The organism is Rathayibacter sp. AY1B7 (genome assembly GCF_002932735.1).
Taxonomy (GTDB): domain Bacteria; phylum Actinomycetota; class Actinomycetes; order Actinomycetales; family Microbacteriaceae; genus Rathayibacter.
Map to the genome: position 1 here is coordinate 1 of NZ_PSWK01000035.1, position 17267 is coordinate 17267.

Here is a 17267-nt window from a genome sequence, read left to right on the forward strand (position 1 = left end):
GCCTCGGCCCGCGCGCGCTTCTTCTTCGACGAGGCCATGCTCAGAAGATCATCGGGCGGTCGTCGTCGAGGGTCGTCTCGAGGTCGAGGTCGACCACCACCGGGACGTGGTCGCTCGGGGCGTCGCCCTTGCGCTCGTCGCGGTGGATCGAGGCGCCGGTGACGAGGTCGCCGAACGCGGGGGAGCCGAGCACGAAGTCGATCCTCAGCCCCTCGTTGCGCGGGAAGCGGAGCTGCTTGTAGTCCCAGTAGGTGTAGCCCTCGGGCACGAGCGGGCGGACGACGTCGCGCAGGCCCGCGTCCTCGAAGGCGGCGAAGGCGGCGCGCTCGGGGATCGAGACGTGCGTGGATCCGGGGCCGAGGCTCGGGTCGCCCACGTCGCTGTCGAGCGGCGCGACGTTCCAGTCGCCGACCAGGGCGAGCGGCAGGTCGGGCTCGGCGGCCAGCCACTCGCGGGTGCTCGCCTCGAGGGCCGCGAGCCACTCGAGCTTGTAGAGGTAGTGCGGGTCGTCGACCGCGCGGCCGTTCGGGACGTAGAGGCTCCAGACGCGCACGCCGTCGACCGTCGCGCCGATCGCGCGGGCCTCGAGCGGGTAGGAGCCGTCGGCCGCCGCCTCCTTCGCGAAGCCGGGCATGCCCGGGAAGCCGACCTGCACGTCGTCCATCGGCAGGCGCGAGGCGATGCCGACGCCGTTCCACTGGCTGAGCCCGACCATCTCGACGTGGTACCCGGCGTCGGCGAAGGCCTCGTGCGGGAACTGCTCGGGCTTGCACTTGAGCTCCTGCATGGCGAGGACGTCCACGTCCTCGCGCACGAGCCAGTCGACGACGCGGCCGGTGCGGGCCCGGATGGAGTTCACGTTCCAGGTGGCGATGCGCATCCTGGAAGTGTAGGAGCCGCCGCCGACACGTCTCCTGCGCGTCCTCCGCGCGTCCCGGCGGCCGCGGGCCGGGGGAGTCATCCCCTCGGCGGATTGCGGAACCGGTGTCGGTGGTCGATGGTTGTCTAGCGCCGTCCCGACCGGCCGTTCGTCGTGCCGTCCGGACGCCGCCGCCGCCCGCGCCGTGCGGGCCCGACGGGCTCTCCGGCGCTCCGCGCTCCCCAGCCCGGTCCCCTCCCCTCCCGCTCCTGCTCCGCCCCTCCGGAGGACCCATGATCCTGCTCCGCCTCGCCTCCGCCTACGCGAAGCCCTACGCGCGCTGGGTGGCCGCCGTCGTCGTGCTGCAGCTCGTCGCGACGCTCGCCGCGCTCTACCTGCCGAGCCTCAACGCCGAGATCATCGACCAGGGCATCGGCCGCGGCGACACCGACTTCATCTGGGGAACCGGCATGACCATGCTCGGCGTCTGCGTCGTGCAGGTCGCCGCGGCGATCGGAGCCGTGTACTTCGGCGCCCGCACCGCCATGTCCGTCGGCCGCGACCTGCGCCGCGACGTCTACCGCCGCGTCGACTCGCTCAGCGGGCTCGAGGTCGGCGGCTTCGGCACGGCCACCCTGATCACCCGCGGCACGAACGACGTGCAGCAGGTGCAGATGCTCGTGCTGATGACCCTCAACTTCATGGTCTCCGCGCCGATCATGTGCGTCGGCGGCATCGTCTTCGCCCTGCGCGAGGACGCCGGCCTCTCCTGGCTGGTCTGGGTGTCGGTGCCGCTGCTGTTCGTCGTGGTCGGCTTCCTGGTGTTCCTGCTGCTGCCGCTGTTCCGCCTCATGCAGGACCGGATCGACGGGATCAACAGCGTGCTGCGCGAGCAGATCACGGGCATCCGCGTGGTGCGCGCCTTCGTGCGCGAGCCGTTCGAGTCCGAGCGGTACCGCAAGGCCAACGCGGCGATCACCGAGGTGTCGATCAAGGTCGGCAACATCTTCGTGCTGATGTTCCCCGCGATCATGATGATCCTGCACCTGGCCACCGCGGCCGTGCTGTGGTTCGGCGGGCAGCGGGTCGACGCAGGTCAGATGCAGGTGGGCTCGCTCACCGCGTTCCTGCAGTACCTCCTCCAGATCCTCACCGCCGTGATGATGGGCGTCTTCATGGTGATGATGATCCCGCGCGCGGTCGTCTGCGCCGAGCGGATCCAGCAGGTGCTCGACGCCCGCACCAGCCTCACCACGCCCCAGGGCGGAGTCCCGACGCCCGCGCGCGGCCGCGTCGAGTTCTCCGGGGTCGTCTTCGGCTACCCGGGCGCCGAGCGCCCCGTGCTCTCGGGCATCGACATCGTCGCGGAGCCGGGCCGCACCACGGCCGTCGTCGGCTCCACCGGCGCCGGCAAGACCACCCTGCTCGGCCTCGTGCCGCGCCTGTTCGACCCGCAGGAGGGCACCGTCACGATCGACGGCGTGCCCGTCTCCTCCCTCGACCGGGCGCAGCTCGCCGAGGTGATCGGGCTCGTGCCCCAGCGCCCCTACCTCTTCTCGGGGACGATCGCCTCGAACCTGCGCTTCGGCCGCCCCGACGCGACGGACGCCGAGCTGTGGGAGGCGCTGCGCATCGCCCAGGGCGAGGACTTCGTGCGGAGCAAGGAGCACGGGCTCGACGAGCCGGTCTCGCAGGGCGGCACCAACGTCTCCGGCGGGCAGCGCCAGCGGCTCTGCATCGCGCGCGCCCTCGTCGCGAAGCCGCGGGTCTACCTGTTCGACGACTCGTTCTCGGCGCTCGACGTCGCGACCGATGCGCGGCTGCGGGAGTCGCTGGCCGACGCCACCACCGACGCGACCGTGATCATCGTGGCCCAGCGGGTGTCGACCATCCGCCACGCCGACCAGATCGTCGTGCTCGACGCGGGCCGCGTCGTCGGCCGCGGCACGCACGACGAGCTCCTCGAGACGAACGCGACCTACCGCGAGATCGTCGAATCCCAGCTGAGCGTCGAAGGAGTGTCCTGAGATGGCGCGCACACGCGACACCACCGTCCCCGAGGAGACGACGTCCCCCGAGCCCGAGTTCGAGCCCGGCGAGGGTGACGGCGGCATGTTCGGGGACGGGCCGCCCGCCCGCAAGGCGCAGAACTTCTGGCCCTCGGCCAAGCGCCTCTTCTCGCTGCTCGGCCCCGAGCGCGCCCGGATGGTCCTCGTGGTCGCCCTGGTCTCGCTGTCGGTCGTCCTCACCGTCATCGCGCCCAAGATCCTCGGGCAGGCGATGGACACGATCTTCAACGGCGTGATCGGCTCCCAGCTCCCCGCCGGCGTCCCGCTCGAGCAGATCATCGAGCAGCAGCGCGCCTCGGGCAACGGCACCTTCGCCGACATGCTGGCCAAGACCGACATCGTGCCCGGCGCGGGCATCGACTTCGTGGTCCTCGGCCGCCTGATCATCATCGTGCTGCTGATGTACGTCGTCGCGTCGGTGCTCATGTGGGCGCAGGGCTACATCCTCAACGGCCTCGTGATGCGGGTGGTCTTCGGCCTCCGCCAGGACATCGAGGCGAAGCTCAACCGCCTCCCGCTGCGCTTCTTCGACACCCGGCAGCGCGGCGACGTGATGTCGCGCGTCACGAACGACGTCGACAACATCCAGACGGCGCTGCAGCAGGCCTTCTCGCAGCTGGTGCAGTCGGTGCTCACCATCATCGGCATCGCCGCGATGATGTTCATCGTCTCGTGGCAGCTCGCGCTGATCGCGCTGATCTCGATCCCGCTCTCGGGCGTGATCGCGGGCGTGATCGGCGCCCGCTCCCAGAAGCTCTTCGCCGCCCAGTGGAAGAACACGGGCGCGCTCAACGGCCACATCGAGGAGACCTTCTCCGGGCTCGAGATCGTCCGCGCCTTCGGCCGCGACCGCGAGATGCTCGAGGAGTTCGACCGCCGCAACGACAGCCTCTACACCGCCTCGTTCGGCGCCCAGTTCGTCTCGGGCATGATCATGCCCGCGATGACCTTCGTCTCCTACCTCTCCTACGTGCTCATCGCCGTGGTCGGCGGCCTGCGGGTCGCCTCAGGTCAGCTGACGCTCGGCGACGCGACCGCGTTCATCCAGTACTCGCGCGAGTTCACCCAGCCGGTGACCCAGCTGGCGAGCATGGCGAACATGCTGCAGTCCGGCGTCGCCTCGGCCGAGCGCACGTTCGAGCTGCTCGACGCCGAGGAGCAGGAGCCGGAGACGGCGACCGCGTCGCTCCCGCAGCGCACCGACGGCCACGTGGAGTTCGAGGGCGTCTCGTTCTCGTACGACCCGGAGCAGCCGCTGATCGAGGACCTGACCTTCTCGGCGCAGCCCGGGCAGACGGTCGCCATCGTCGGTCCGACCGGGGCGGGGAAGACCACGCTGGTCAACCTGGTCATGCGCTTCTACGAGCTCACCGGAGGGCGCATCCTGCTCGACGGCGTCGACATCACGAGCCTCGCGCGCGGCGATCTGCGCTCGCGCGTGGGCATGGTGCTGCAGGACGCGTGGCTCTTCCAGGGCACCATCCGCGAGAACATCCGCTACGGGCGCCTGGACGCGACCGACGAGGAGATCGTCGACGCGGCGAAGACCACCATGGTCGACCGCTTCGTGCGCCAGCTGCCCGACGGCTACGACACGGTGCTGGACGCCGACGGCGGCAGCGTCTCGGCGGGCGAGCGGCAGCTGATCACGATCGCGCGCGCGTTCCTCGCGAACCCGTCGCTGCTGATCCTCGACGAGGCCACCTCCTCGGTCGACACCCGCACGGAGCTGCTCGTGCAGCACGCGATGAACGCGCTCCGCACCGACCGGACCTCGTTCGTCATCGCGCACCGGCTCTCCACGATCCGCGACGCCGACACCATCCTGGTGATGGAGTCGGGCCGGATCGTCGAGCAGGGCGCGCACGAGGCGCTCCTGAAGCAGCGCGGTGCCTACTACGAGCTCTACATGACGCAGTTCCGCGGAGGAGGCGACGAGGCGGGCGAGCACGCCGCAGCGGGCGCGCTCCCGAGCGGGGGAGGGGTCTCCCCGTAGAGTAGGCGCGTGACCGACGCACGCCAGCAGCTCATCGAGTACATCGGCTCCGACGCCGTCTTCCACGGGGACTTCACCCTCACGAGCGGCAAGAAGGCGTCGTACTACGTCGACCTGCGCCGCGTGAGCCTCGACCACCGCGTCGCGCCGCTGATCGGGCAGGTCATGCTCGACCTCATCGCGCCCATCGAGCGCGTCGACGCCGTCGGCGGCCTCACCATGGGAGCCGACCCGATCGCCGCCGCGATCCTCCATCAGGGCGCCGCCCGCGGTCTCGCCTACGACGCGTTCGTCGTGCGCAAGGAGCCCAAGGACCACGGCCGCGGCCGGCAGGTCGAGGGCCCCGACCTCGAGGGCAAGCGCGTCGTCGTCGTCGAGGACACGTCCACCACCGGCGGCTCGCCGCTGAAGGCGATCGAGGCCCTGCTGAAGGTCGGCGCCGAGATCGCAGGAGTCGCCGTCGTCGTCGACCGCGCGACCGGGGCCCGCGAGATCATCGAGGACGCAGGCTACCCGTACTTCGCCGCGATCGGTCTGGCCGACCTCGGCCTGAGCTGATGGTCGACGAGGGGGGACGCGGCGGGGGCCCGGGAGGCGGCGAGCACCCGGAGCCGGAGCGCCGCGGGTCCGAGGGCCGCGAGCCCGAGCTTGCCGGATCGGAGACCTCCGAGCCGGAGCGTGCCGAGCCGGAGCGACCCGAGCCGGAGCGTCCCGTCGGCAGCAGCGAGTGGCTGCTCCAGCAGCTCAGCGGCGGCCGCCTGAAGAGCATCTTCGACTCGCCCCGCCCCGTCCCTCCCGTGGAGGAGTCGCGCGCGGAGCGGACGTCCGGTCCTGCTGAGTCCGCAGCCGACGAGGCCCACGCGTCAGCGGAGGAGCGGAGCGTTGCGAGCGAGTCGGCCTCCTCCGCCGATGCGGCCGGACCGTCGTCGAGCGACCGCGACCGCGACAGCAACAGCGACAGCGACAGCGACAGCAACTCCGACGCGGCGCCGCGCCGTGCCCCTGCCGCTCCGGTCGGCCTGTGGCCGGGGGAGCCCGTGCTGAGCGCGACGCCCGCCGCCGAGGAGGCCGACGGCGACCTCCCGAACCCCGCGGACGACTCCGCTCGGGTGGAGGAGCGGGACGCCGACGCCGACCGCGGAACGGTCGTGGAGCCGGAGCGCTCCTCCGACCGCGACGGCGTCTCCGCCGAGGGACGGAGCTCTCCGGGCGACGACACGGGAGTCTCCGACACGGGAGCCCGCGCCATGGGAGTGCACGAAGCGGGTGCCCGCGAGGCGAGTGCCCGCGAGACGGGTGTCCGCGAGACCGGTGCCGGTGGGACGACTGCCCGCGACACGAGTGCCTCCGACGCGGACGTGTCCGACGAGGACGCCTTCGACGCGTTCTTCGCTCCCCTCCTCGACGACGATGCCGACGGCTCCGGCTCCGACGCCTCCGCCGATGCCGGCCGCACCGAGGTGCACCGCCGCGGGGCGGACTCCGTGCGCCCGGTCCTGCCGCACACCGACCCTCCCGCCGACCTTCCGACCGCCCCCGCCGGGCTGCGCAGCGCCCACCGGCCGGACGACGAGCCCGATGCCGGATCCTCGACCGACGTCGACCCGGCGGGCCGCTCCGGCGTCGCCTCCCCCGCCGACGGACGCCCGGTCGGCGCGACCCCGCCGACTCCGCGCGAGCCGACTCCGCCCGCCGTCTACGAGTGGCCCGACCCGCGAGGGGACTGGGACCAGCCGCCCGTGTGGGAGCAGGTCGTCGCTCCGCAGGACGAGCCCGACGAGGACGGCGGCGACGAGGAGCTGTGGCGCGAGACCGCCGGCGCCTACTCGTGGAACCTCGAGCCGGCCGCCGAGCCCGCCGACCGCGCCGAGCCCGCGCCCTTCCGCACCGCTCCCGCGGCCGCCCACGTCAACGCCGCTCCGCCGCGGAAGCGCCGCTCCGCCCGGTCCCGACCCGAGAGCCGCGAACGCGACTCGGCGCCCGCCGGAGCGCCCGCATGGCGCACGCTCAGCCGACGCCGGCTCCTGATCGGCCTGATCGCGGCGGGTGCGGTGATCCTCCTCGCCGGGCTCTTCGCGATCGGCATCGCCGTCGGGAGCGCCGGCGGCCGAGCAGAGCCGCAGGCCGCCCCGGTCGTCAGTGAGACGCCCACGGCGGAGCCGACCCCCTCGCCCACGCCGACCGCGACCCTCCCGACCGTCGGACCGCTGCCCGTCGGCACCTGGGCCTGGAGCGCGCTCCTCGGCGGCGAGTGCGTCGAGCCCTTCGACTCCGTCTGGGCGGAGGAGTTCACCGTCGTGGACTGCGCGGCGGCTCACTCCGCCCAGCTCGTCGCCACCGCGGAGCTGACAGACGCGGCGTTCCCCGGCCAGGACGCTCTGGCCGTCACCGTCTCCTCGCTCTGCCAGGCGCAGGGCGTCGTGGACGTCGCCGCGGCCGAGACCTACGGCGACGTGCAGGTCGCCGGTGCGTTCCCCGTCACCCAGGAGCAGTGGGACGCGGGCGAGCGCAGCTACTACTGCTTCGTCGACCGGGCGGGCGGCGGCGAGCTGACCGGCTCCCTCGCCGGCACCCCCGCGGCCTGACGCGCGCCGTCCCTCGGGCCTCGGAGGATGCCGCCGGGCACCGGCCCGGTGCACCCGGCCGAGCCGCGGAGCGCCCAGTAGGATCGCTCGTCGTGCAGGAGAACGAGGCGACCCCCGCGACCGGACCCACCGCCTCCGTGGAGCTCACCACGAACGGCGTCGGCCCCTGGCAGGGGGAGCGGCCCGAGGACGACCGCCTCGACCCGGAGCTGCTGGAGCGCGGCGACGCGCGCAACGTGGTCGACCGCTTCCGCTACTGGCGGATGGACGCGATCGTCGCGGAGCTCGACCGCACGCGGCACCCGTTCCACGTCGCGATCGAGAACTGGCAGCACGACATGAACATCGGCTCGATCGTCCGCAGCGCCAACGCGTTCGGCGCGGAAGGCGTCCACATCGTCGGCCGGCGGCGGTGGAACAAGCGCGGCGCGATGGTCACCGACCGCTACCAGCACGTCCAGCACCACGAGACGGTGGCCGACCTCGTGCAGTGGGCCGCGGAGGCGGACGTGCCCCTCCTCGCCGTCGACAACGTCCCCGGCTGCGTGCCGCTCGAGACCTACCGGCTCCCCGAGCGCTGCCTCCTGCTGTTCGGGCAGGAGGGACCCGGCCTCTCGGAGGAGGCGATCGCCGCCTCGGAGGCCGTGCTCGAGATCTCGCAGTTCGGCTCGACCCGGTCGATCAACGCCTCGGCGGCGGCAGCCGTCGCGATGCACGCCTGGGTGCTGCAGCACGTCCGCTTCTGACCCCCGCGAGCCGCGGTGCCGTGTCAGGAACCGGCGCCCGACCCACTGCCGGGCCGCCGGGACTCAGACCGCCGAATCCGGCGGGAACTCCGACTCCAGCGGCTCCGACGACAGGAGCTCGTGCACCCCGCTCAGCACCTCGTCCGGGCGGAACGGATAGCGCTCGATCTCGGCCTCGTCGCTGATCCCCGTCAGCACCAGCACGGTGTGCAGGCCCGCCTCGATGCCCGCGACGATGTCGGTGTCCATCCGGTCGCCGATCATCCCGGTGTTCTCGCTGTGCGCGCCGATCTTGTTCATCGCCGAGCGGAACATCATCGGGTTCGGCTTGCCGACGACGTACGGATCCTTGCCCGTCGCCTTCGTGATGAGCGCCGCGATCGCCCCCGTCGCCGGGAGCACGCCCTCGGCGCTCGGCCCCGTCGCATCGGGATTGGTGACGATGAAGCGCGCACCCGCGACGATCAGGCGGATCGCCTTCGTGATCGCCTCGAAGCTGTAGTTGCGGGTCTCGCCCACGACCACGTAGTCCGGCGCCGTCTCCGTCATGATGAAGCCCGCCTCGTGCAGCGCGGTGGTGATCCCCGCCTCGCCGATCACGAACGCGCTCCCGCCCGGCTTCTGCGACGCGCAGAAGTCCGCCGTCGCCAGAGCGCTCGTCCAGATCCGCTCCTCCGGCACGTGCAGCCCCGACCCGCGCAGCCGCGCCGCCAGATCCCGCGGCGTGAAGATCGAGTTGTTCGTCAGCACCAGGAACGGCGTGCCCGAATCGGTCCACTCCTGGATCAGCTCGGGCGCGCCGGGGAGCGCCTTGTTCTCGTGCACCAGCACGCCGTCCATGTCCGTGAGCCAGGCCTCGACTTCACTGCGGTTCGTCGCCATGGGTCGATGCTATCGGCGGCACCCCCGCGCACGACGGCGACGACCGGCGAACCGCCCGGCTCCCTCCGCTGACGCCCCTGTGGAGGGACGACCGTCGTGCGCCGGACGGCCGGACCCCGGACCCGCACAGCCGCGAGCGGGATAGCCTGGGAGGCATGAGTGGCGAGAACCTGCTGGGCCCCGAACCGACCCTCCTCCCCGACGAGCCCGCGGTCACCGCGGCCCTCGCGAAGCACGCGAACCCGGGAGCCGTCGAATTCGCCGCCCTCGCCGCCGCCCACCCGCGCTCCCCGCTGGCCTGGGCACTGCTCGCCGACAGCGTCTGGGGCATCGACGCGGCCCTCCCCTCCTACGCCTACGCCCGCGTCGGCTACCACCGCGGTCTGGACCTCCTCCGCGGAGCCGGCTGGCGCGGCCAGGGTCCCATCCCGTGGCGCCACGGACCCAACCGCGGTTTCCTCCTCGCCCTCTACGCCCTCCGCCGCGCCGCCGACTCGATCGGCGAGACGGAGGAGGTCGCGCGACTCACCCATTTCCTTCAGCAGGCCGATCCCGCCGCCATCGACGAGATCGAGCGCTATCACGAGGACGCGCTTCCCCCCACTGCCGCCATCGTCATCCTCGGCAACGACTAGGCGGCGCCGGGGACGCGGTCCCGGGGGCGTCGGGCTCGGAGGCCGGCCCGGAGGGCTGGAGGCGGAGTCGCGATCCCGTCCACCCGCAGTCCTGCGCATTGTCTCCTGTCGGCGTGCCACCCGCCGGCGAGGATCCGGCGGAAGCCCGACCGCTCAGGTCCTCCTCGTCCCTTCCCCTGGGTAGTGTTCGCTCCTGTGACGCTCTTCTCGGACCTCCCCGTCCTTCCCGTCCTCAGGCGCGCACGCGAGCGCGATCGCCTCGCGTCCGCGGAGGCGGGCTGCTGGGCGTGACACGGTCGGCCGGGGAGGCTCCGGTGAGCCGGTGGCGCCTGCGGGTCGCCGGGACCACGGCGGTCCTCGCCTTTCTGCTCCTGCTCGTCTGCGCCGATCCCTTCGGATCGGACTCCTCGCGGCAGTTCGTCCGGATCGCCCGCTCCCATGATCCGACTGGTCTCGTCCACGCCCTGGGTGGAGAAGGGATCGCAGTCTGCGCTCTCGCCTCACCGGCTGCAGCGGCGGCAGCCGCGCTGGTGGCGGCGAGCAGCCGTCGACCCTTCGTCCCCGCACTCGGAGTGCTCGCGCTGCTCGAGGGGGCGTCGACCGTCGAGATGATCGTCACTCCGCCGTCGGTCGGTGGCGTGCTGTACGGCCTCCTCTCGGTTCTCGCGGGCACGGCGGTCGGGGCGCTGGTCGGCACGATCCTCCGACGAGTCGTCCCGAATCGATCCGCCGCACGCTCACTGCGGATCCTCTGGCGCACGTGGCTCGCCGTCCTCCTCGCCGTCGCACTGCTCGCCGCGGTGGCGGTGCCCCTCTTCGTCCGCCCCGTTCTCGATCCCGTGGGGGGAGCCGATGCGCTCGTGGTGCTGGGTCCTGCTACTGATCGCAGGGTCGGCCGTGCGCTCGCTCTGCTCGAGGAGCACCGGGATGTCACCCTCGTGCTCTCGACTCCGCGCCTGGAGAACGGTTCGTTCGCCCGAGCCGAATGCGATGCCGGCGAGGAGGTCAGAGTCGTCTGCTTCACTCCCTCCCCGTTCACTACGGGCGGTGAGATCTCCGAGCTGAACACGCTCTCCTCGGAGTACGACTGGACCTCGGTGGCACTGATGACCTCCACTCCGCATGTGACCCGGGTCCGCACGATCGCGTCTCGCTGCCTGCGCACACCGTTCTCGGTCGGCTCGGTCGACGAGCCGCGGCGGGTGAGCGAGTGGACTATGGCGGTGGTCTATCAGGTGCTGGCGTTCGGCAAGCTGCTGATCCTGCAATCCTGTGAGAGCGGCCGCTCGTGAAGAAGGATCCGCCCCTTGGGCCCCCCTTCTAGGGGCGGAACCATGGATCCGCGTCGTCGTTCCAGGAAAACGACAGAGTCTCCTCTGCTTCCCTCCGCGGTCGGGGGGTGCGGCCGTCGACAGCCGATGGCGGGATGATCCGAGCATGAGGAGATGACGACGACTCTCGAAACAGGACCCGGATCCCGCCGCACGTTCCTCCGCTACGGAGGGGCCGCGGCCGCGGCCGCCGTCGTCGCCGCACCCGCCGCGGAAGCCGCGGACGAGACTATACCTGCGACTCGCGTCAACGGAATCCACAACTACCTCGAATTCGCCGGGGCCACTGACGAGGACAAGCTCCGCGCCGCGATCGACTATTTCGTCGCCGCTCGCCAAGAGGTCACGTTGACGATCTCGAAGAGCTTCAAGATCACGCGCACCCTCGTGATCGACTCCTCGTACATCTCGCTCGAGTTCACCTGCGGTCCGCTGAATGCGACCGCCATCACCAGCGGTCCTGCTCTCACGGTGATCGGCAGTGCCACGTCCGGCTATCCCAACAACAGGGCGGCGATCACCGGACTCCGTCTGCTGGGGCCGGGAGCGTCCGCGACGGCCAGCACCGGAATCCTGTTCAACACCGACAGCACGACTGCCGCCACCACGCGCGGGCTCGGGCTCTGGGGTCTGGAGATCTCGGGCTTCGGGACCGGCGTGTCCTTCGAGAACGATGCGTTCCTGATCAGCTTCTACAACTTCCACATCTTCCGCTGCAGGACCGCCGTGTCCATGCCCGCAGGCAGAGTCAACTACGGCGAGAACATCAAGTTCATCGGCGGTGGTATCGGCACCAGCACCCTCGGCGTCTACAACGCCAACCCGAACGGCGAGCTGCACTTCGTCTCGACGTCGATCGACTTCTGCGTGCAGGCCGTGAAGGTCGACGCGGGTCGGGTGATCCTGCACCAGCCGCATATCGAGATCAACGAGAGCGGCGCGAACTCCACGCTCTCGCAGTTCGTCACCGGGTCGAATTCAGCTGCGCAGATCTCGATCTCAGGCGGACACCTCTTCTTCCATCAGGTCCCGGTGGCCAACTACCTCTTCGAGACCACTGCAGGAGGGTGGGGCGGTGGAATCCAGGTCCATCAACTGTCGATGTTCAATACGCAGATGAAATCGGGATACCTCGCCGGTGGCACTGCGAAGGTCCGTATCAGCCAGCACGTCACCTCGGACGGGAACGGCAGCGGTTCGGGGCAGGGGTCGATTCTGCATTCGAAGGCGGCGAACAAGCTCGTCGACGGGAACTTCTCTCTCGCAGCGCCCGTCGACGCGTTCCTCAACGGCGCCGACGCGACGAGCCGCACCACCAGCCCGTCCATGACGCTGACCACCAGCGGCAATCAGCTGCTGATGACCCGAGTGGCCGGCGGTCCCGGTCCGTCGGTCTCCATCGACGTCCCCGTCACAGCGGGGCTGCTGTACGGCGTCGACTTCACCATCGCGGGATCCACGTCGACGGGCACGATGTACGTGTCCGAGTCCTTCGTCGCCGTGACCGGCGAGTCCTCGTCGGGGATCCCGATCGTCGCTCGGAGCAGCGCCCGCCCCGTGTCGAATCTCGACCTCGCCGGCGCGAACGCACAGGCTCCCTTCCGCAAGACCTATCCGCAGACGACCTGGAACCGGGTCGCTCCTGCGTGGGCGACGCACTTCCGGCTGCGGTTCACCTTCGGATCGGTGACAGCAGGAGTGACTCGCTTCTCGGAGATCGTCATCACCGAACTCTGACGGGGGCGGCGGGTGACGGACCTCGAGAAACCCGACTGGTAGCGTCAGACCATCCCTCGCCGGCCGAGGTCGTCCGCTCCGTCGCCGAAGCGGGCGTGTCGCGGTCCGATCACAGGCCGTGGCGCCCTCTCCCAGGTCGTCTCGTGGTGCCCGGGGCGGTCCGCCGAAGAGACGAACGAAGGAGAAGCAGGCGAATGATCCGGGCGCTCTTCTCCGTGAAGGACTTCTCCGGCTCGAGCAACCCGTACATCGAGCTGCTCGTCGGTTCGTTCCCGGCGTCGGTGGAACCGGTCGCGTTCACCTGGCGACGTGCCCTTCTCGGGCGCTACGACGTCTTCCACGTGCACTGGCCGGAGTACCTCTTCCGTGCCCCGCGCGGCCCGCGCCGCTGGCTGAAGTCCGCCCTCGCCTTCGGGCTCATCGCCCGGCTGCTCGCGTCGGGGACGCCGATCGTCGTGACGATGCACAACCTCCGACCGCACGAGTCGGGCAGTGCCGTCGAGAGTCTCCTCGCGCGCTGGCTGGACCGGCTCACGGACGTCCGCATCTATCTGAACGAGTCCGACGAGAACGACCTGGACCGGGGAGTCGTCGTCCTGCACGGCGCCTATCCTGAGTCGGCCTCGGTCCCGGGCCCCCGTGAAGCGGGTCGGCGCATCCTGTTCTTCGGGCAGATCCGGCCCTACAAGGGACTCGAGGAGCTGATCGCGGCCTTCAGCGCACTCACCGACGGCGAACTCGTCATCGCCGGCGCGGCCGCTGTCCCCGAGTACGCCGACGAGGTGCGCCGAGCGGTCGGAGCCGACGGTCGCGTCCACCTGCGGCTCGGCCACATCGACGACGCCGACCTGGACGAGCTCCTGGCAGGCGCGGACCTCGTCACCCTGCCGTACAAGTACCTCTACAACTCCGGAGCCGCGCTGCTCGCCCTCGGCGCGCGGAAGACGATCCTGGTCCCGGCGACCGGATCGACGCGGGCCCTCGCCGCGGAGGTCGGGAGCGGCTGGGTGGAGCTGTTCGACGGCCCCGTGTCGCCGGCGGCGTTGGAGGCGGGCCTCGAGCGAGCGCGCCGGCACGGAGAGAGGGAGCGACCCGACCTGTCCAAGCGCGAGCGTTCCCTCGTGGGAGCGCTGCACGGCGCCGTGTACGAGGCGCTCGTCGCTGCAGGCCGAGGTCGAGGACGAGCCGGGAAGGGGAGGAGAGCCGCGACGCTCGCTCGCCTCCGCGCAGACCCCCGCTTCCTCCGGCATTCCGAGCTGAATCGATGAACGAGCCGCAGGGAGTGGCATGAGCACGGGGAGCGCCGCAGCGAAGGGCGCGAAGGTGACCCTCCTCGGGCAGTGGTCCAAGTTCGTCCTCCAGACCGCCAGCACTGTCGTTCTCGCGCGGCTGCTCGCGCCGGACGACTTCGGGCTCTTCGCGATGGTTGTCGCGATCGCGGGCCTCGCGACGCTGCTCGGCGACTTCGGGCTCTCGACCGCCTCCATCCAGGCGAAGGAGATCTCGCAGCACCAGCGCAGCAATCTCCTCTGGCTGAACGTCCTGGTCGGCCTCGTGGTCGCCGCGGTGTTCTTCTCCTGCTCGACGGTCATCGCCGCCTTCTACGCTCGTCCGGAGCTGGCGGACGTCGCCCGGGCGCTCTCGCTCAACTTCGTCCTGCAGTCGGTGACCACGCAATTCGTCGCCAACGCCTCCCGCAACCTCCGCTTCCGACTGCTGGCCGTGGCGGACGTCAGCGCCCAGGCGGTGGCCTTCGCGACGGCCGTCGTCATCGCCTCGGTCGGCGGGGGTGTCTGGGCACTCGTCCTTCAGCAGCTCACGATCTCGGCAGCGATGCTCATCATCGTCGTCGCGACCTCGCGCTGGGTCCCGAGCCTCCCCCACCGCGCTCCGATGCGCCCGCTGCTGACCTTCGGCCTCAACACGTTCGGTGTCCAGGCCGTCAACTACATCAGCGCCAACGTCGACAACGTGCTCCTCGGCCGTTTCTGGGGACCGCAGGCCCTGGGCTTCTACGACCGCGCGTACCAGCTCTTCCGCCTGCCCGTGCAGCAGATCGCCGCTCCGATGTCACGGGTCGCCCTGCCGATCCTGTCGCGGCATCAGGACGACCTGAGGACCATGAACCGCTACCTCCAGCGCGCGCAGGTCTTCATCGTCTACGTTCTCGGCGCCGCGTTCTTCCTGGCGGCAGCCCTCGCTCCGCCGCTCGTCGAGCTGGTCCTCGGACCGCAGTGGAGCATCTCGGCCTCGCTCTTCGCGATCCTCGCGATCGGCGGGCTCTTCCAGTCGATGGGATACGTCTACTACTGGGCTTTCGTCTCGCTGGGACTCACGGGTCTGCAGCTGCGCTACTCCTTGATCACGCGGACCTTCATGGTGCTTCTGATCGTCGCGGGGGTCCCCTTCGGGTCCACGGGCGTCGCCCTCGCCGTGTCGCTCGGGCTCCTGCTGAACTGGCTCGTCCTGAGCCTGTTCCCCATGCGCCGGACCGGGCTCGACGTGGCGTCTCTTCTGCGCGGAGCCGCGCTCCCGATGCTCGTTCACGCCACCGTGTTCGCCGCGGTCTTCTCGGAGCGCTGGTTCCTCACCGTCCACCTGCTCGCTCCCGTCCAACTCGCCATCGGGGGGGTCACCGGGATCGCGTGCTACGCGATCTGGTTCCTGCTCTGCGCGCCGGTCCGTCGCGGAGTCCACGAGACCGTCGCCGTCGTCAGGAAGGCCCTATGAGCGTCGTCCGCTCCGTCCCCGTCTACAACTGGAACCCGGGCCGGAACACGCTCCCGTTCCTCGAGCGCTATCCGATCGGACCGCGCGTCAACAACTTCGGCGACCTCCTCGGACCGGTCGTCGTCCGCCGGATCCTCCAGGAGCGAGGAGTCGGGCACGCCCTCCGCCGGCCCGGCAGCGGGTCGGTCCTCTCCGTCGGATCCGTGATGCACAAGGGCCGGGACGGGGACATCGTCTGGGGTACCGGAGTGAACGGCAAGGTCGCGCTCTCCACTCACCGTTTCACTCGTCTGGATCTGCGCGCCGTCCGCGGACCGCGATCCCGCGACTGGCTCCGCGAGAACAAGGGACTCGACGCTCCCGCCGTCTACGGGGACCCTGCTCTCCTGCTTCCCGACCTCTTCCCGCGCCTCCGCGCGAGCGCGGCGACCAAGCGATCCGCGCTGGCGGTCGTCCCGAACCTCAACGAGATCGACCGCTTCCGCTCGCACCCTGCTTTCGTGGACCCGCAGCGGCCCCTCTGGGAGGTGCTCGACCGGATCGCGAGCAGCGACGTCGTCGTCGGCTCCTCTCTGCACGCCGTCGTGATCGGCGAGTCGCTCGGGATCCCGGTCGGCCTCATCGCGTCCAGCGCCGAGCCGCCGTTCAAGTACCAGGACTACTTCGAGGGGACAGGACGGACCGGGTCGGAGTACACCCTCTTCGACGATCTCGACTCCGCTGTGGCTCACGCGACGCGGATCCGGCTGGACTCCTACGCGCCCCTGGCCGCGTGGGATCCGGCGCCCCTGCTGGACGCCTTCCCGATCGACCGCTGGCGGCGCTGAGGACGGGCCGTCAGCGCCGCACTCGACGCGGTGCCGCCAGCACCGCGTCGAGCAGCTGTGCGAGGTCGGCGGCGCGACGGTGCCAGCCGAACTGCTCCGCGTAGTCCGAGCCCTCCCGGTTGGGTCCCGACGCCGCAGCCTCCAGCGCGGACCGCAGCCCGTTCTCTGCGCCCGCAGGGTCGTCGTAGAGCCAGACGCCGGGGGCGGAGCGGGCTCGCAGTGCAGGGGAGGCGGAGGAGACGATCCTGAGGCCGGCGGCGAGGTACTCGAAGTACTTCATCGGGCTGCGACCCGCGTTGCCCGGGTCGTCCGAGAGCGGGAGCAGCCCGACGCGGGCGCTCTTCAGCAGCGCGGGCGCCCGGGAGTAGGGCACGGCGCCGAGCAGCTCCACGTTCGCGGGCAGCGTCTCCACGTTCTTCGGGAGCGGACCGGCGAGTCGGAAGGGGACGTCAGGGAACGCCGAGGCGAGCATCCGGACTCCTCCCCAGTCGAAGCGGCGGTCGAGCGCCCCGAGGTAGACGACTCCCGCACGCTCGGCACCGAGACCGTGGAACCGCTCGTACTCGACTCCGTTCTCGAGGACCAGCGTGCGCTCCGGCGCGGCCACTCCCTCGGAGACCGCGCGCAGCACCGGCTCCGACGTGGCGACGAGAGCGTCCGCCCGCTCGAGGAGCTCGATCTCCGCCGCCCGCATCCCCGGTTCGAAATGAGCGTCCGTGGGCCGGTAGACGACACGCTTCGGCTGCAGGACCTCGAGGAGCGGCATGCCCATCAGGGGCTGGTCGACGATGAGGACATCAGGACGCATCGCCCCACTGGGCGCCCGCCAGGGCCGCAGCGGCACCCGCAGAGACGGCGTCCGCATCCGCG

14 protein-coding genes are annotated in these 17267 nt (G+C 71.0%); 11 read left to right on the forward strand and 3 right to left on the reverse strand.

The features are described 5' to 3' along the window. Nucleotides 1–40: 40 nt before the first annotated feature. Nucleotides 41–880 (reverse strand): exodeoxyribonuclease III, encoded by an 840-nt coding sequence (locus C5C95_RS15110; RefSeq protein ID WP_104250683.1) that lies wholly within the window; start codon nt 878–880, stop codon nt 41–43. 272 nt (nt 881–1152) lie between these two features. Between C5C95_RS15110 and C5C95_RS15115 the strand changes: the two genes are divergently transcribed. From C5C95_RS15115 to C5C95_RS15135, 5 genes are all read left to right on the forward strand, one after another. Further along, a complete protein-coding gene (locus tag C5C95_RS15115) occupies nt 1153–2886 on the forward strand; it encodes an ABC transporter ATP-binding protein (RefSeq protein WP_104247972.1) in 1734 nt (577 codons plus the stop codon). A 1-nt stretch (nt 2887) separates the two neighbouring features. Next, nucleotides 2888–4924: an ABC transporter ATP-binding protein gene (locus tag C5C95_RS15120; RefSeq protein ID WP_104324761.1), complete on the forward strand. Its 2037-nt coding sequence runs from the start codon at nt 2888–2890 to the stop codon at nt 4922–4924. A 9-nt stretch (nt 4925–4933) separates the two neighbouring features. Next, on the forward strand, nt 4934–5482 hold the full coding sequence (pyrE, locus tag C5C95_RS15125; protein WP_104222804.1) for an orotate phosphoribosyltransferase: 549 nt from the start codon (nt 4934–4936) through the stop codon (nt 5480–5482). Beyond that, nucleotides 5482–7509 (forward strand): septum formation family protein, encoded by a 2028-nt coding sequence (locus C5C95_RS17970; protein ID WP_104324762.1) that lies wholly within the window; start codon nt 5482–5484, stop codon nt 7507–7509. Before pyrE ends, C5C95_RS17970 begins: the two co-directional genes overlap by 1 nt. A 92-nt stretch (nt 7510–7601) precedes the next feature. Beyond that, entirely contained in the window at nt 7602–8255 is a 654-nt protein-coding gene (locus C5C95_RS15135) for a TrmH family RNA methyltransferase (protein ID WP_104250680.1), read from the forward strand. Between the two features lie 63 nt (nt 8256–8318). On the opposite strand, the gene C5C95_RS15140 is transcribed toward C5C95_RS15135, so the two are convergent. Further along, on the reverse strand, nt 8319–9137 hold the full coding sequence (locus tag C5C95_RS15140) for an HAD-IIA family hydrolase (RefSeq protein ID WP_104225721.1): 819 nt from the start codon (nt 9135–9137) through the stop codon (nt 8319–8321). A 155-nt stretch (nt 9138–9292) separates the two neighbouring features. Between C5C95_RS15140 and C5C95_RS15145 the strand changes: the two genes are divergently transcribed. The 6 genes from C5C95_RS15145 (at nt 9293) to C5C95_RS15170 (ending at nt 16397) form a co-directional block, all read left to right on the forward strand. Beyond that, the gene (locus tag C5C95_RS15145; protein ID WP_104324763.1) at nt 9293–9772 is read left to right on the forward strand and encodes a DUF3151 domain-containing protein; all 480 of its coding nucleotides are present in this window, start codon (nt 9293–9295) and stop codon (nt 9770–9772) included. Nucleotides 9773–10086: 314 nt separating this feature from the next. Continuing rightward, complete coding sequence (locus C5C95_RS15150; protein ID WP_104324764.1) at nt 10087–11064, forward strand: ElyC/SanA/YdcF family protein; 978 nt, start codon at nt 10087–10089, stop codon at nt 11062–11064. A 153-nt stretch (nt 11065–11217) separates the two neighbouring features. Beyond that, a complete protein-coding gene (locus C5C95_RS15155; RefSeq protein ID WP_104308210.1) occupies nt 11218–12840 on the forward strand; it encodes a twin-arginine translocation signal domain-containing protein in 1623 nt (540 codons plus the stop codon). 194 nt (nt 12841–13034) lie between these two features. Further along, nucleotides 13035–14108: a glycosyltransferase gene (locus tag C5C95_RS15160; RefSeq protein WP_104324765.1), complete on the forward strand. Its 1074-nt coding sequence runs from the start codon at nt 13035–13037 to the stop codon at nt 14106–14108. Between the two features lie 19 nt (nt 14109–14127). Beyond that, on the forward strand, nt 14128–15570 hold the full coding sequence (locus tag C5C95_RS15165; RefSeq protein WP_104324766.1) for a lipopolysaccharide biosynthesis protein: 1443 nt from the start codon (nt 14128–14130) through the stop codon (nt 15568–15570). Continuing rightward, on the forward strand, nt 15567–16397 hold the full coding sequence (locus C5C95_RS15170) for a polysaccharide pyruvyl transferase family protein (RefSeq protein WP_104308209.1): 831 nt from the start codon (nt 15567–15569) through the stop codon (nt 16395–16397). The genes C5C95_RS15165 and C5C95_RS15170 overlap by 4 nt, the downstream gene beginning before the upstream one ends. Before the next feature lie 10 nt (nt 16398–16407). Here C5C95_RS15170 and C5C95_RS15175 read toward each other — a convergent pair whose 3' ends face one another. After that, nucleotides 16408–17205, reverse strand: a complete 798-nt coding sequence (locus C5C95_RS15175) for a glycosyltransferase (protein WP_181125717.1) — start codon at nt 17203–17205, stop codon at nt 16408–16410. Nucleotides 17206–17267: the final 62 nt, after the last annotated feature.

Bases quoted from the DNA above. Each gene is read 5' to 3' on its own strand.
- C5C95_RS15115 (WP_104247972.1), top strand. From the start codon at position 1,153: ATGATCCTGCTCCGCCTCGCCTCCGCCTACGCGAAGCCCTACGCGCGC.
- C5C95_RS15145 (WP_104324763.1), top strand. From the start codon at position 9,293: ATGAGTGGCGAGAACCTGCTGGGCCCCGAACCGACCCTCCTCCCCGAC.
- C5C95_RS15165 (WP_104324766.1), top strand. From the start codon at position 14,128: ATGAGCACGGGGAGCGCCGCAGCGAAGGGCGCGAAGGTGACCCTCCTC.
- C5C95_RS17970 (WP_104324762.1), top strand. From the start codon at position 5,482: ATGGTCGACGAGGGGGGACGCGGCGGGGGCCCGGGAGGCGGCGAGCAC.
- C5C95_RS15140 (WP_104225721.1), bottom strand. From the start codon at position 9,137: ATGGCGACGAACCGCAGTGAAGTCGAGGCCTGGCTCACGGACATGGAC.
- C5C95_RS15175 (WP_181125717.1), bottom strand. From the start codon at position 17,205: ATGCGTCCTGATGTCCTCATCGTCGACCAGCCCCTGATGGGCATGCCG.
- C5C95_RS15155 (WP_104308210.1), top strand. From the start codon at position 11,218: ATGACGACGACTCTCGAAACAGGACCCGGATCCCGCCGCACGTTCCTC.
- C5C95_RS15110 (WP_104250683.1), bottom strand. From the start codon at position 880: ATGCGCATCGCCACCTGGAACGTGAACTCCATCCGGGCCCGCACCGGC.
- C5C95_RS15120 (WP_104324761.1), top strand. From the start codon at position 2,888: ATGGCGCGCACACGCGACACCACCGTCCCCGAGGAGACGACGTCCCCC.
- C5C95_RS15160 (WP_104324765.1), top strand. From the start codon at position 13,035: ATGATCCGGGCGCTCTTCTCCGTGAAGGACTTCTCCGGCTCGAGCAAC.
- C5C95_RS15170 (WP_104308209.1), top strand. From the start codon at position 15,567: ATGAGCGTCGTCCGCTCCGTCCCCGTCTACAACTGGAACCCGGGCCGG.